This is a genomic window from Streptomyces sp. NBC_01352, assembly GCF_036237295.1.
GTDB classification, from domain to species: domain Bacteria; phylum Actinomycetota; class Actinomycetes; order Streptomycetales; family Streptomycetaceae; genus Streptomyces; species Streptomyces plumbiresistens.
This window is the reverse complement of the sequence record NZ_CP108354.1, coordinates 1,791,757-1,804,142: the sequence shown is the minus strand read 5'-3', so window position 1 is coordinate 1,804,142 and position 12,386 is coordinate 1,791,757. Positions and strand designations below refer to the sequence as shown.

General features: G+C 72.2%; 14 protein-coding genes. 3 read left to right on the top strand and 11 right to left on the bottom strand.

The features are described 5' to 3' along the window. Positions 1-12: 12 nt before the first annotated feature. The gene (locus OG252_RS08655; protein ID WP_329334984.1) at positions 13-744 is read left to right on the top strand and encodes a nucleotidyltransferase domain-containing protein; all 732 of its coding nucleotides are present in this window, start codon (positions 13-15) and stop codon (positions 742-744) included. On the opposite strand, the gene OG252_RS08650 is transcribed toward OG252_RS08655, so the two are convergent. The 4 genes from OG252_RS08650 to OG252_RS08635 form a co-directional block, all read right to left on the bottom strand. Next, entirely contained in the window at positions 687-1,859 is a 1,173-nt protein-coding gene (locus OG252_RS08650; protein WP_329334981.1) for a GTP-binding protein, read from the bottom strand. The two genes, OG252_RS08655 and OG252_RS08650, sit on opposite strands and share 58 nt — an antisense overlap. Before the next feature lie 6 nt (positions 1,860-1,865). Continuing rightward, complete coding sequence (rpmF, locus tag OG252_RS08645) at positions 1,866-2,036, bottom strand: 50S ribosomal protein L32 (RefSeq protein ID WP_095750490.1); 171 nt, start codon at positions 2,034-2,036, stop codon at positions 1,866-1,868. An 86-nt stretch (positions 2,037-2,122) separates the two neighbouring features. Next, positions 2,123-2,533: a (2Fe-2S) ferredoxin domain-containing protein gene (locus tag OG252_RS08640; protein WP_329334971.1), complete on the bottom strand. Its 411-nt coding sequence runs from the start codon at positions 2,531-2,533 to the stop codon at positions 2,123-2,125. Positions 2,534-2,588: 55 nt separating this feature from the next. Beyond that, positions 2,589-3,803 carry a right-handed parallel beta-helix repeat-containing protein gene (locus tag OG252_RS08635; protein ID WP_329334969.1) on the bottom strand — a complete coding sequence of 405 codons (1,215 nt, stop codon included), beginning with the start codon at positions 3,801-3,803 and terminating at the stop codon, positions 2,589-2,591. 98 nt (positions 3,804-3,901) lie between these two features. Between OG252_RS08635 and OG252_RS08630 the strand changes: the two genes are divergently transcribed. Further along, complete coding sequence (locus OG252_RS08630; RefSeq protein WP_329334967.1) at positions 3,902-4,393, top strand: phosphatase domain-containing protein; 492 nt, start codon at positions 3,902-3,904, stop codon at positions 4,391-4,393. Between the two features lie 39 nt (positions 4,394-4,432). Here OG252_RS08630 and OG252_RS08625 read toward each other — a convergent pair whose 3' ends face one another. From OG252_RS08625 to egtA, 5 genes are all read right to left on the bottom strand, one after another. Then, positions 4,433-4,648 carry a dodecin gene (locus OG252_RS08625; RefSeq protein ID WP_266450839.1) on the bottom strand — a complete coding sequence of 72 codons (216 nt, stop codon included), beginning with the start codon at positions 4,646-4,648 and terminating at the stop codon, positions 4,433-4,435. 106 nt (positions 4,649-4,754) lie between these two features. Continuing rightward, a complete protein-coding gene (egtD, locus tag OG252_RS08620; protein WP_329334966.1) occupies positions 4,755-5,717 on the bottom strand; it encodes an L-histidine N(alpha)-methyltransferase in 963 nt (320 codons plus the stop codon). Beyond that, the gene (egtC, locus tag OG252_RS08615) at positions 5,714-6,505 is read right to left on the bottom strand and encodes an ergothioneine biosynthesis protein EgtC (RefSeq protein WP_329334964.1); all 792 of its coding nucleotides are present in this window, start codon (positions 6,503-6,505) and stop codon (positions 5,714-5,716) included. Before egtC ends, egtD begins: the two co-directional genes overlap by 4 nt. Beyond that, a complete protein-coding gene (gene egtB / locus OG252_RS08610) occupies positions 6,505-7,845 on the bottom strand; it encodes an ergothioneine biosynthesis protein EgtB (RefSeq protein ID WP_329334962.1) in 1,341 nt (446 codons plus the stop codon). The genes egtC and egtB overlap by 1 nt, the downstream gene beginning before the upstream one ends. Next, positions 7,842-9,221 carry an ergothioneine biosynthesis glutamate--cysteine ligase EgtA gene (gene egtA / locus OG252_RS08605; protein ID WP_329334959.1) on the bottom strand — a complete coding sequence of 460 codons (1,380 nt, stop codon included), beginning with the start codon at positions 9,219-9,221 and terminating at the stop codon, positions 7,842-7,844. The genes egtB and egtA overlap by 4 nt, the downstream gene beginning before the upstream one ends. Before the next feature lie 312 nt (positions 9,222-9,533). On the opposite strand from egtA, the gene OG252_RS08600 reads away from it, so the two are divergent. Then, on the top strand, positions 9,534-10,358 hold the full coding sequence (locus OG252_RS08600; protein ID WP_329334958.1) for a TIGR02452 family protein: 825 nt from the start codon (positions 9,534-9,536) through the stop codon (positions 10,356-10,358). On the opposite strand, the gene OG252_RS08595 is transcribed toward OG252_RS08600, so the two are convergent. Both OG252_RS08595 and OG252_RS08590 read right to left on the bottom strand, forming a co-directional pair. After that, a complete protein-coding gene (locus tag OG252_RS08595; RefSeq protein WP_266450850.1) occupies positions 10,343-10,789 on the bottom strand; it encodes a type II toxin-antitoxin system PemK/MazF family toxin in 447 nt (148 codons plus the stop codon). The genes OG252_RS08600 and OG252_RS08595 overlap by 16 nt on opposite strands. 95 nt (positions 10,790-10,884) lie before the next feature. Beyond that, the gene (locus OG252_RS08590; RefSeq protein ID WP_329334955.1) at positions 10,885-12,372 is read right to left on the bottom strand and encodes an SPFH domain-containing protein; all 1,488 of its coding nucleotides are present in this window, start codon (positions 12,370-12,372) and stop codon (positions 10,885-10,887) included. Positions 12,373-12,386 lie beyond the last annotated feature (14 nt).

The following is a 12,386-nucleotide window of genomic DNA, read 5'->3' as shown; positions in this document are numbered from 1 at the left end:
GGGGGACCGGCCATGGCCGTCGCGAACATCCTGCTGTCCGGCATCGTCGGTTCGACCGCGTACGGCCTTGCCCACGAGGGCTCGGACATCGACCGGCTCGGCATGTTCGCCGCGCCCACCAAGGCCCTGCACGGGCTCCGCACGCCGAAGGAGTCCCACGTCAGCACGGCACCGGACCGCACCCTGCACGAGGCCGCCAAGTGGTGCCGCCTCGCCCTCGGCGGCAATCCGACCGCCATGGAGCTGGTGTGGCTCCCGGACGACCTGTACGAGGTGCGCACCCCCCTCGGCGAGGAACTGATCGGCATCCGCACGTCGTTCCTGAGCGCGGGGCGGGTCCGGGACGCCTATCTGGGCTACGCCACCCAGCAGTTCCGGCGGCTGGAGAGCCGCGGCGACGGTTCGTTCTCCGCGGACACCCGCAAGCGCACCGCGAAACACGCCCGGCACCTGAAGCGGCTGTGCCACCAGGGCCTGGCGCTGTACACCACCGGCCGGCTGGAGATCCGCGTCGAGGACCCCGAGGACTACCACGCCTTCGGCGAGCGCGTCGCCGCCGACCCGTCGGCCGCGCTGCCCCTGCTCAGGCACTACGAGGCCGCCTTCGACGAGACGCCCACCGTGCTGCCCGAGCGGCCCGACGAGGCGGCCGTCGAGGCGTGGCTGCACAGGGTCCGCGGTGCGTTCTACACCGCGGAGACCTCCGCCTCGTGCTCGTGCTCGCAGGCCTCGTCGATGCCGTAGGTGTCCCAGGCGGGGAACGGGTCGGCCGGCGGGGCGGGTTCGGCCGGGCGCAGAAGGCAGGCGGTGAGGGCGGCCCGAAGGGCGTCGGCGTCCAACTGGGTGCCGATGAAGACCAGTTCCTGTGCGAACGGGGCGTCGTGATCGCGGGCGGCGGACGGCTCGAACCGGGCCACCGCCCCGGCCTGCGACCACAGACCCGTCACATGCGGGCGGCTGGACAGGGTGAAGAACCCCTTCGACCGCAGGATCCGCCCGTACCGTCCGCTGTCCAGCTCCTCCGTCACGAAGTCCCACAACCGGGCAGGATGGAAGGGGAGTTCGGAGCGGAAGACGGTGGAGGAGACCCCGTACTCCTCGGTCTCCGGAACGTGCTCGCCGTTGAGCTCCCGCACCCAGCCCGGCGCCTGCTGGGCCCGGTCCAGGTCGAACAGGCCGGTGCCCAGCACCTCCCGCAGATCCACCCGTCCCTCCGTGGCGGAGACGATCCGTGCGACCGGGTTGAGCCGGCCGAGGGCAGCCCTCAGCCGGGCCGCGGAGTCCTCGTCGACGAGGTCGAGCTTGTTCAGCACGATGACGTCGGCGAACTCGACCTGGTCCACCAGCAGATCGCTGACCGTACGGTCGTCGTCCTCGAAGGGGGCGAGCCCGCGCTCGGCGAGTTCGTCGCCGTTCGCCAGCTCGGGCAGGAAGTTCGCGGCGTCCACGACCGTGACCATCGTGTCCAGCCGGGCGACCTCCCCCAGGGTGGCGCCGTCGTCACGGGCGAAGGCGAAGGTGGCCGCCACCGGCATCGGCTCCGAGATCCCGCTGGACTCGATCAGCAGGTGGTCGAAGCGGCCCTCGCGGGCCAGCCGGCCGACCTCCTCCAGCAGGTCGTCGCGCAGGGTGCAGCAGATGCAGCCGTTGGTCATCTCGACCAGGCGTTCCTCGGTCCGCGAGAGCGCCGCCCGACCGCCGCGCACCAGCGCCGCGTCGATGTTGACCTCGCTCATGTCGTTCACGATGACCGCGACGCGCAGGCCCTCCCGATTGGCGAGGACGTGGTTGAGGAGCGTGGTCTTGCCCGCCCCGAGGAACCCGGACAGCACGGTCACGGGCAACAGGTCGTACGACACCGGCGCTCAGCCCTCGGGGCGCAGCAGCCCGCGCTCGTACGCCTTGACCAGGTTCTGCGGTACGAGGTGACGCACGCCGTCGATCGTGACGGGCACCAGCGTCGGCGTGGCGGCCTTCCACTGCGCGCGGCGGTGGCGGGTGTTGCTGCGGGACATCTTCCGCTTGGGTACGGCCATGACGGTCCTCCTCGATGGGGTGAGCACCGAGGACGCTACATGAAAATGGATCCCATTAACAATTGCGCGCGGACGACCCGTGCCGCTCAGCGGCGGGATCGCACGCGCGCGTCCCGCGGCGGCCGGATGAACTGCATCTCCAGCGTGAGCGGCGGCTCGGCGACCCCCGGGCCGCCGGCGGCCGCCCACCGTATGACCTCCTCCGTGCTGTCGTCGTCCCTCACGAACCCGATCCACGTGGCCCGCCCGCCGGCCCGGCGTCCGGCGGCCGAGGGGCGGACCACGATGACGTTGGCCTGGTCGCACGGGCCCAGGCAGTCGGTCGTACGCACCTGGAAGCCGTGCTCGGCCGCGCCGGCGCGCAGCAGCTCCAGCTGCCAGGCCGGGTCGGTGCCGGGCTGCTTGCGGGCGTTGCCGCAGCAGCAGCCCCGGCAGACGACGAGGGTGCAGGAACCGGAACCGGAGCCGGTCAGGCGCGTACGGGGCGTCGAAGGCATGGAAGAAGCATGCGGCCTCCCCCGATCACCCGTCGCCGCCGGGGTGCCCTTCGCGTCAGAATCGCGCCCCGATGTTCGCCCCGTTCCGCGGGACGAGGAACGACGGTGCCGACGGCAGGGAACCGTCCGCCGCCCGCGCGCCCGTGAGGGGAGCCGGGTCCGTGCTCAGGACCGAGGCGGCGTTCCAAGTGCCGCCGAGATTCCAGGAGTTGCCGGTGGAGACGGTCGCCGAACCGAGCGCCACGGCACGTGCGTCGGCCACGGACAGGTTGGCGGTGAGGACGGCCTTGCCGCCCGAGACGTCGACGTCGAAGCCCGTACCCGCGTTGGAGAAGGTGGAGTTGCGGGTCAGCGCGAGGGCGCCGGCGTTGCTGTTGTCCGTGATGCCGTGCGCCGCGTTCTTGAACGAGACGCTGTTGCGCAGGGTGTGGGCCACCGCCGGGGCCGGGCTGCCGCCGCCGAGCTTGAAGCCGTTGCCGTCGCCCGCGAAGTCCGGGAAGCCCCAGCGGTTGAAGCCGTTGCCGTACGCGACCGTGTTCTCGACGACGACCGGCGAGGTGAACTTCCAGTTGTCGAAGCCGTCGTCGACGTTGTTCCACAGCCGGGCGCCGCGCACCACGTTGCCCGTGCCGCTGCCCTCCTTGATGGCGAGGCCGTCCGCGCTCTCGCCGTTCTTGCGCGGGTCGCGGTTGGCGTAACTGTCCAGGTTCAGGATCTGGTTGTTGCTGGAGGCGCCCTGGAGCTGGAAGCCGGACTCGTAGTTGTCGTGGGTCTTCAGCCGCGCGAAGACATTGCCGTTGCAGCCGTCGCAGTACACGCCGTACGGACCGTTCACGATCTCCAGGTCCGAGATCCGCCAGTACGACGCCTCCTGGTGGATCGCCCCGCGATCGGGCCGCGCGATGCTCCCGCCGACGGGGGTGTGGCTCGCGGGCAGCTGCTCGCCGTCGATGACGACCCGCTCGCCCTGGTAGGCGCCGAGGGTGATGGGCGCGGAGGAGGTGCCCGAGGTGGTGATGGTGATGTTGTCGGTGAGGGGGTACGTGCCGCCGCGTACGGCGATGGTGTCGCCGGGGGCGGCCAGGTCGACGGCCCGCTGAACGGTCCGCAGGGGCTGTGCGAGGGTCCCCGGTGCGGAGTCGTTGCCGCTCGTGGCGACGATCAGGGTCCTGGGGGCGGCCGATGCCGTACCGGCCGGGCCTAATGTCCCCAGCAGTGCCGCGCTCACCAGTGCCGCCGTCCAGATCGCTGTGCTGCGCCTGTCGCGCATGAGGTCTCCTGCCCTTGCCGTGCATGCCATGTCGCACAGCAGTGGCCGCCGGGGGCGCGAAGGTTGCCGGGTGTTGCCGGGTGTCTAGGGTGGGGAGCGTGACCGACAGCAACAGCCTCCCGCTCGCCGTGTTCGACCTGGACAACACTCTCGCCGACACCGCCCACCGGCAGCGGTTCCTGGAGACCAAGCCCCGTGACTGGGACGGCTTCTTCGCGGCCGCGCCGCAGGATCCGCCGATCGCCGAGGGCATCGCACTGGTCCTTCAGAGCGCGCGGGAGTGCGAGGTCGTCTACCTCACCGGGCGGCCCGAGCGCTGCCGGCGCGACACGCTCGCCTGGCTCGCCGCGCAGGGGCTGCCCGAGGGGCGCGTGTACATGCGGCGCAACGACGACCGCAGGCCCGCCCGGCGCACCAAGCTGGAGATCCTCCGCCGGCTCGCCCGCACCCGCGAGATCCGGGTGCTGGTGGACGACGACGAGCTGGTGTGCGAGGACGCCGAGCGGGCGGGGTTCAGGGTCGTACGGGCGCGCTGGACGGCCCAGTCCGCGGAGCTCAAGGTGGCGCAGGAGCGGGAGGGCCGGACCTGAGGCTTCGGCGACGGAACGCCGGGGCTGCCGGTCCGCCCCCTACTCCGACTCCTCCAGGCGGAAGCCCACCTTCAGGCCGACCTGCCAGTGCGCGACCTGCCCCTCCTCGATCTGGCCGCGCACCTGGGTGATCTCGAACCAGTCGAGGTGGCGGAGGGTCTGCGAAGCGCGGGAGATGCCGTTGCGGACGGCCTGGTCGACGCCCTCGGGCGAGGTGCCGACGATCTCGGTCACCCGGTACGTGTGGTTCGACATGCGGGGCTCCTCTCCGCGGTGACGGCCGTGTCACCTGTGAGTCGGGCGCGTCATTCCACCGTGCCCCAAGCCGCGGCGGAGCGCGAGACGGCTTGGGGCACACACGTCACCGCGCCACGCTGAGCGACAGCGCGAACCTGCCCTCCTCGTCGGTCCACCAGTGGGCCAGGTCGAGACCCGCCGCGGACAGCTCGGCGCGCACGCCCTCCTTGCGGAACTTGGCCGACACCTCGGTGCGCAGTTCCTCGCCGGCCGCGAAGTCGACCGCCAGGTCGAGCGCCGGGATCTTCGCGGTCTGTGCCGTACGGGAGCGCAGCCGCATCTCTATCCACTCGTGCCGGGCGTCCCACAGGGCCACGTGGTCGAAGGCCGCGGGGTCGAAGTCGGCGCCCAGCTCACGGTTGACGACGGTCAGGACGTTCTTGTTGAACTGGGCCGTCACGCCGGCCGCGTCGTCGTACGCCCTGACCAGGACCTTCTCGTCCTTGACCAGGTCCGTGCCGAGGAGCAGCGCGTCGCCCGGGGAGAGCAGGTCGCGCACGGAGGCCAGGAACGCGGCCCGCTCCACCGGCAGCAGGTTGCCGATCGTGCCGCCGAGGAACGCCAGCAGCCGCGGGCCGGGCGTGTCCGGCAGTGTGAGCCGCGCGGTGAAGTCGGCGATGAGGGCGTGCACCTGGAGGCCGGGGTGCTCGTCGATGAGCGCGTGCCCGGCCTGGGTGAGGGCGCTCTCGCTGACGTCGACCGGGACGTACGTGCTCAGGTTGTTCAGCGCTTCGATGAGGTGGCGCGTCTTCTCCGAGGAGCCGGAGCCCAGCTCGATCAGGGTGTGGGCGCGCGTCGCCGCCGCGATCTCCCCGGAGCGGGCGACCAGGATCTCCCGCTCGGCGCGGGTCGGGTAGTACTCGGGCAGTTCGGTGATCTGCTCGAACAGCTCGCTGCCGTGGGCGTCGTAGAACCACTTCGGCGGCAGTGTCTTGGGGGTGTGGGTCAGGCCCTGGAGGACGTCGGCGCGCAGGGCGGCGTCCGTGGCGTCCTCGGGCAGGGTGCGGGTGAGAAGGAACGGACTCACGTGCGGGGCTCCTTCGGAAGTGCGGGTGCCAGTGCGTCGCTCGGCTCCTTGAGCGGGGTGAGCAGCACGTCGGTGCGGCTCGCGGCGAGCAGGGTGCGGTCGGGGACCTCCTGCCAGTGCGGATCGTCGTCGTAGGGCTCGGAGGCCACGACCGTGCGGCGGCCGGGCTCCGAGAGGTACCAGAGGGTGTCGCCCCAGGCCGTCGCCGTGATGCTCTCGCCGTTGGTCAGCAGCAGGTTGAGCCGGGAGCCGGGGGCCGCCGCGGCGACCTCCAGGACGGCTTCGGCGAGCGCCTGGCCCGCCTCGTCGCCCTCGCGCAGCCGGGCCAGGACCAGCGCCCACACGAGCGCCGAGTCGTTGCGCGCCTCCAGCGACAGCACGTCCGTGGCGGGCAGGCCCGCCACGAGGGGCGCCAGCGAACCCGGCCAGCCCGTGACCGCGCCGTTGTGGCTGAACAGCCAGGGGCCGGTGGCGAACGGTGCCGCCGCGGCCTCCGCGTCCGCGCCCGCCAGGGTCGCGTCCCGTACGGCGGCGAGCACGGCCCCCGAGCGGACCACCCTCGCCAGGTCGGCGAGGGACTGGTCCGCCCAGATGGGCCCGGCCCGGCGGTAGCGGGCCGGCACCGGATCGCCCTCGGCGTACCAACCGACGCCGAAACCGTCGGCGTTGACCGTCCCGTACCGCTGCCGCCGCGGCGCCCACGACTGCCGGTACAGGCTGTGCGGCGGCTCCACGAGGATCCGGCCGAGCGGCTCCGCCGGGCCCAGGTATGCCAGGTGACGGCACATCAGACGGCTCCCGAACGGGCCGTGCGGAACCCGGAGAAGATCTGCCGGCGGATCGGGTAGTCCCAGTTGCGGAACGTGCCCCGGCAGGCCACCGCGTCCACGGCGAACGAGCCGCCGCGCAGCACCTTGTGGTCGGGGCCGAAGAAGACCTCCGAGTACTCCTTGTACGGGAACGCCTGGAACCCCGGGTACGGCAGGAAGTCGCTCGCCGTCCACTCCCACACGTCACCGATCAACTGCCGTACGCCGAGCGGGGATTCGCCCTCTGGGTAGCTGCCGGCCGGCGCCGGGCGCAGATGCCGCTGGCCCAGGTTGGCGTGCTCGGGCCCCGGGTCGGCGTCGCCCCACGGGTAGCGCGTCGAGCGGTCGCCCGCCGGGTCGTACCGAGCGGCCTTCTCCCACTCGGCCTCGGTGGGCAGCCGGCGTCCGGCCCAGCGGGCGTACGCGTCGGCCTCGTACCAGCACACGTGCAGGACCGGCTCCTCGGGCGGGACGACCTCGGTCACGCCGAAGCGGCGCCGCAGCCACTGCCTGCCGTCACGGCGCCAGTACAGCGGCGCGTGGATGGAGTGCTGCCGGATGTGGGCCCAGCCCGCCGCCGTCCACCAGCGCTCGTCGTCGTAGCCGCCGTCCTCGATGAACGCCTGATAGGCGCCGTTCGTCACCGGAGTCGTGTCGATGTGGAACGGTGCCACCTCGCGCGGGTGCGCCGGGCGTTCGTTGTCCAGTGCCCACGGCTCCGACGACGTGCCCATCATGAACGGGCCGCCGGGGACCAGGACTTCGGCCCGGCCGGTGTACAGCGGTACCGGGTCCGGGTCCGGGGCGGTCAGGGCCTGCGGGCCCCTGCGGAGCTGATGGGTGATCAGCATCGTCTCGTCGTGCTGCTGTTCGTGCTGCGCGATCATCCCGAAGGCGAAGCCCGCCTCCGTCAGCCGCGTCCCGTGGAACGCGGTGCGCTCCAGTACGTCCAGCACCCGGCCGCGTACGTCCGCCGCGTACGAGCGGGCCTCGGCGGGCGCCAGCAGGGGCAGCGAGGGCCGCTCGGAGCGCGGGTGCTCGAAGGCGTCGTAGATGCTGTCGATCTCGGGCCGTATCGCCTCCTGCCCGGCGACGGTCCGCAGCAGCCACTGCTCCTCCTGGTTGCCTATGTGGGCGAGGTCCCACACCAGCGGCGACATCAGAGGCGAGTGCTGCGCGGTCAGGTCCGGCCCCTCCACGCAGCTGGTGAGGAGGGTGGTGCGTTCCCGGGCGGTGACGAGGGTGCTCAGCGCCCGGTCGCGGAAGGCCTCGGCGTCGAGGGAGGCGTCGGCGTCGAGGGAGGGGGCGGGGTCGGTCATGTGCGGATGTCCTTCCCGTGGGCGGTGGGCGTCCCTCCGGTGGCGTGCAGCCGGGGCCCGGAGTGGTCCGTACCGCGCAGGTGTCGTTCCGTGTCGCGCGGGCTCTGGTCCGTGTCGCGCATGTGGTCGAGCAGGTCGTCGGCGGGGCAGCGGCCGGGGACCACAAACCGGTCCCGGTACTCCCGCACGGCGTCGACGACCTCGGTGGTGGCGCCGAGCCGGGGCAGGGCCTCCAGGGCGACCGCGAAACAGGCGACGGCCGCCTCGTGCAACTCGGGGTCGTTCAGGCCGCGGTGGGCCGCTTCGGTCCACAGCGGATTGTGCGGCGCGGGCAGCGACAGGGACCGCTCGGCCAGCGGCTTCACGATCCGGTAGGCGGTCTCGGCGGCCTCCGGGTCGTCGAAGAGCGCCGTCGTCACCGCCAGCGGCACGATCCAGCCGTCGTCGCCCGGCTGGGCGTCGATCATGCGCAGTTCGAGATGCCCGCGGGGTCTGACCGGCGGGAACAGCGTGCTGATGTGGTAGTCGAGATCCTCCCGGGTCGGCGGCTCGGGCGCCCCGGACCTGGTCCACTCCCGGAACGTCAGCCCCTCGGGCACGTCCCACGGGCCGCCGTCGCGGCGTACGCACATCACCGGGGCGTCCAGCACATGCCGGGCCCAGGCGGTGCGCGGATCCACGTCGAGCGGGGGAGCGCCCGCCCGGCCGGCGCCTATCTCCATCCACAGCAGCTGGCGGCTGGACAGCCAGCCGGTGGGCTCGTGCCCGGCGGCGGGGGAGTTCGCGAACGCGGCCACCAGGACCGCGCCCAGCTGGTGCGCCAGCCACCAGCGCCGCCCGAGACCGAGCGGACCGGGCTCCTCGTGACCGGCGTCCAGGCAGACCTGGACGGAGGCGGAGGTGCACATCATGGCGCGGCCGGCCGGGCCGGTGCGGTCGAGGCAGGCCTCCATGGCGTCGTAGCGCGGCTCGCGCAGGAACCTGCGGGGCGTGTGCCAGGGATCCTGGCCGATGCCGACGAGACCGAGGCCGTCCTCGGCCAGTACCGCACGGACGGCGGTGAGGTCGGCGGAGACGATACCGATGCACTCCATCAGGGAGGCGGCGGGCGGCGAGCTCAGTTCCAGCTGGCCGCCGGGCTCTGTGGTGAGCGCCGACCTCAGAGGCACGGTTCGCAGTGCGGCGTAGGCCGCCGCGAGTCGTTCGGGTGTCACGGGGAGCTGCGGAGTGCGCAGCTCGTGGACGAGCCATTCCACTTCGACCCCGAGTTTTCGGGGTGGACCGGTCTTGAAGCAGATGCCCCGGACCAGGGCCTCCACCTCGGCTTCGGTGACCGCGGTACGGGGCTCCGTACAGTCACTCGGCGTATCGGACATGTCGGGATCCTCCTGAGATTCCACCATGCCGTCGACCCGGGATCTGGTGAGGCGGGCCGACGTCACTCGTTCCACCCAAGACCCTCGCGTCCGTTCGCACAAGGGTGCACATCATCGCAATCGGGGCCGGGAATCTCCGTTTCCTGGGTGTTCTCCAGGAGTTTCCGGGGGCGGACAGACCCCGGAAACTCCGTTGCACCGCAGGACCAGAATCGCTCAGGATGCGTCTATGAGCACGACGGGGGAGAGGGCGGGGGAGATGACGGGGGAGATCGCGCGGCGCGCGGTCGTGGCGCGCACGGGGGTCGCGCCATGAGCGCGCGCCTGCGTGCCGTCGCGCAGCACACGGAACAGATCGTGGCGGCGGGGAGCTACCGCGCGCCGGACGGCCGCGAGGTGCCCGTCGCCGCCGAGATCGAGGCGGCCCGGGACGGCACGCGGATGTACGGGCCGGAGCCGGTGCGGGTGCCGGAGATCTCCACGGCTGACACGTTGTTCCAGGTCACGGGCGAAAGCAGCCTGGAGGCGGCCCGTCGGCTGGGCGGGCGGGTGGCCGTCCTGAACTTCTCCTCGGCCCGCAATCCGGGCGGCGGCTATCTCAACGGCGCCCAGGCTCAGGAAGAGGCCCTGTGCCGGGCCTCCGCGCTGTACACCTGCCTGGTCGAGGTCCGGCAGTTCTACGACCACCACCGCACCCACCGCGACCCGTTCTACACGGATCGTGTCATCCACTCCCCGGCCGTGCCCGTCTTCCGCGACGACCGCGGCCGCCTTCTGGACGCGCCGTACACCGCCGGCTTCCTGACGGCTGCCGCACCCAACGCCGGAGTCATCGTCCGTACGGCACCGGAGCGCGCGGCCGAGCTGCCGCGGGCCCTGGCGGTACGGGCCGAGCGGGTGCTGGAGGTCGCGGCCGCCCACGGCTACCGGCGGCTGGTCCTCGGTGCGTGGGGCTGCGGGGTGTTCCAGAACGATCCGGCGCAGGTGGCGGGCGCGTTCCGGGCGCTGCTCGGCCCCGGCGGCCGGTTCGCCGGGGCCTTCGAGCACGTGGCGTTCGGAATCCTGGACCGGACGACGGGGAACGTGGTCCGAGAGGCGTTCGTACGGGCGTTTCCGGAGCGTCAGCTCCAGCCGTAGCGTTCCCCCAACCGGTGCCGGACCAGGTTGAACCGCATGCGGTCCAGGGCGCACGCCTCCCGGCGCATACCGCCCTCGTGCAGGCGCAGTACGCGGTCCACGTCGACCCACGAGTCCCGCCCCGTCCGGTCCCAGGGCCCGCTGCCGATCGGCACCCACTCCCGGTCGCCGTCGTGCCGCTTGCTCGACAGCTGGACGGCGAGGAAGGTGCCGCCGGCCTCGCGGGCGACGACGAGCACGGGGCGGTCCTTGCCCCGGCCGTCGTTCTCCTCGAAGGGGACCCAGGTCCAGACGATCTCGCCGGGATCCGGGTCCCCGTCGTGCGCGGGCGAGTACTCCGTGCGCACCCGGCCGACCTCACGGGGGTCCGCCTGGGTGGTCGCGGAGGGGCCGAACCGGCCGGGGACGTTCTCATCGATAGACGCAGTCACGGGCGTAACGTTAGAGCCCGCGCCGCCGAACGTTGGAGCCCGCGTCCCCGAGCCGGTTCTCTCACCCCTCGCCCGGTTCTCTCACCCCTCGTCCGTCATCCCCCGTCCTTGTCCACCGGCACCTTCTGCACCGGCGGCGGGACAGCCCCGTTGAGGGACGAAGTCCCGTTCAGGGCCTGCCCGTTCTGGTTCATCGAGGCGAGCAGCTGCCGGGCCAGACCGAGGCCCGTGCCGCCCATGGTGAGCGCCTTGGTGAGCATGTCGGCCATGCCGTCGGCGCCGTTGAGGACCACCATGTTGTCGACACTGTCGAAGGCGGACGCTCCGGCCCGCACGATCTCCGGCCAGTTCTCGGCGAGTTGCTGGGCGACGACGGCTTCCTGGTTCTCGGCGAGGGCGGCGGCGCGCGCCTTGATGGCGTCCGCCTCCGCGAGTCCCTTGGCCTTGGCCGCCTCGGCCTCGGCGAGACCCCTGGCCTGCGCCGCGGCCGCCTCGGCCTCACCGGTGGCACGCGTGGCCGCCGCCATGGCGGTGCCCCGGGCCTTGGTGGCCTCGGCCTCCGCGCCCGCGGCCGTCTTGACCCGGGTCGCCTCGGCCGCGGCCGCGAGCTCCGTCTCCTTCGCCTTGGCCTGGGCCGCCGAAATGCGTGCGTCGCGCTCCGCCTCGGCCATCGTCCGCTTCTCGTAGGCCTGCGCGTCCGCCGGCTTGCGGACGTCCGCCTGGAGCTGCTGCTCACGCCGCTGCGCCTCCAGCTCGGCGACCCGCGTCTCCTGGACGACGACTTCCTGCCGGGCGGCGGCGTCGGCGAGCGGTCCGGCCTGGCGGGCCTTCGCACCCGCCTTGTCCCGCTCGGCCTGGTAGCCGGCCTGGAGGATCTCGCTGTCCCGGGTCGCCTCGGCCATCCGCGCGTACGACTGCTGCTCGGCCTCCGTGGCCAGGCGGTTGGCCTCCGCCTGCGCGATCCGCGCGTCCCGCTGGACGGCCGCCGCGTGCGGCATCGCCAGGTTCTGGATGTACCCGGTCGGGTCCTCGATCTCGTGGATCTGCAGCGAGTCCACGATCAGACCCAGCTTCTCCATCTCCGTGCCGCAGGCCGCCCGGGTCTGCCCGGTGAGCTTCTCCCGGTCGCGGATCATGTCCTCGACCGTCAACCCGCCCACGATGGACCGCAGATGACCGGCGAACACGTTGTGCACCCGCTCCGACATCAGTTTCTGCTGGTCGAGGAAACGGCGGCCCGCGTTCGCGATCGACACGAAGTCGTCGCCCACCTTGAAGATGACCACGCCCCGCACCTTGAGCGGAATGCCCTGGTGGGTCACGCAGTCCACATGCAGTTCGGTCTCGTTCAGGTCGAGCGAGAGCTTGCGCACCGCCTGCACTCCGGGCAGCACGAGCGTGCCGCGTCCGGTGACGATACGGAAGCCCATGCCCGCCTCGAGGCCCTCCGTCTTGTGCTTGGAGCCGGAGATGATCAGTGCCTCGTTCGGTTCCGCGACACGCCACATCATCTTGAACAGACCGATCAGAACGAGGACGGCGGCAACCGCCACCCCCGCAACGACGCCGACAACCATCGGCATACGCCCCCTTGTGA

Coding starts and splice junctions, on each gene's coding strand:
- OG252_RS08655 (WP_329334984.1), top strand. CDS start 13: ATGGCCGTCGCGAACATCCTGCTGTCCGGCATCGTCGGTTCGACCGCG.
- rpmF (WP_095750490.1), bottom strand. CDS start 2,036: ATGGCCGTACCCAAGCGGAAGATGTCCCGCAGCAACACCCGCCACCGC.
- OG252_RS08640 (WP_329334971.1), bottom strand. CDS start 2,533: ATGCCTTCGACGCCCCGTACGCGCCTGACCGGCTCCGGTTCCGGTTCC.
- OG252_RS08635 (WP_329334969.1), bottom strand. CDS start 3,803: ATGCGCGACAGGCGCAGCACAGCGATCTGGACGGCGGCACTGGTGAGC.
- OG252_RS08625 (WP_266450839.1), bottom strand. CDS start 4,648: ATGTCGAACCACACGTACCGGGTGACCGAGATCGTCGGCACCTCGCCC.
- egtC (WP_329334964.1), bottom strand. CDS start 6,505: ATGTGCCGTCACCTGGCATACCTGGGCCCGGCGGAGCCGCTCGGCCGG.
- egtB (WP_329334962.1), bottom strand. CDS start 7,845: ATGACCGACCCCGCCCCCTCCCTCGACGCCGACGCCTCCCTCGACGCC.
- egtA (WP_329334959.1), bottom strand. CDS start 9,221: ATGTCCGATACGCCGAGTGACTGTACGGAGCCCCGTACCGCGGTCACC.
- OG252_RS08600 (WP_329334958.1), top strand. CDS start 9,534: ATGAGCGCGCGCCTGCGTGCCGTCGCGCAGCACACGGAACAGATCGTG.
- OG252_RS08590 (WP_329334955.1), bottom strand. CDS start 12,372: ATGCCGATGGTTGTCGGCGTCGTTGCGGGGGTGGCGGTTGCCGCCGTC.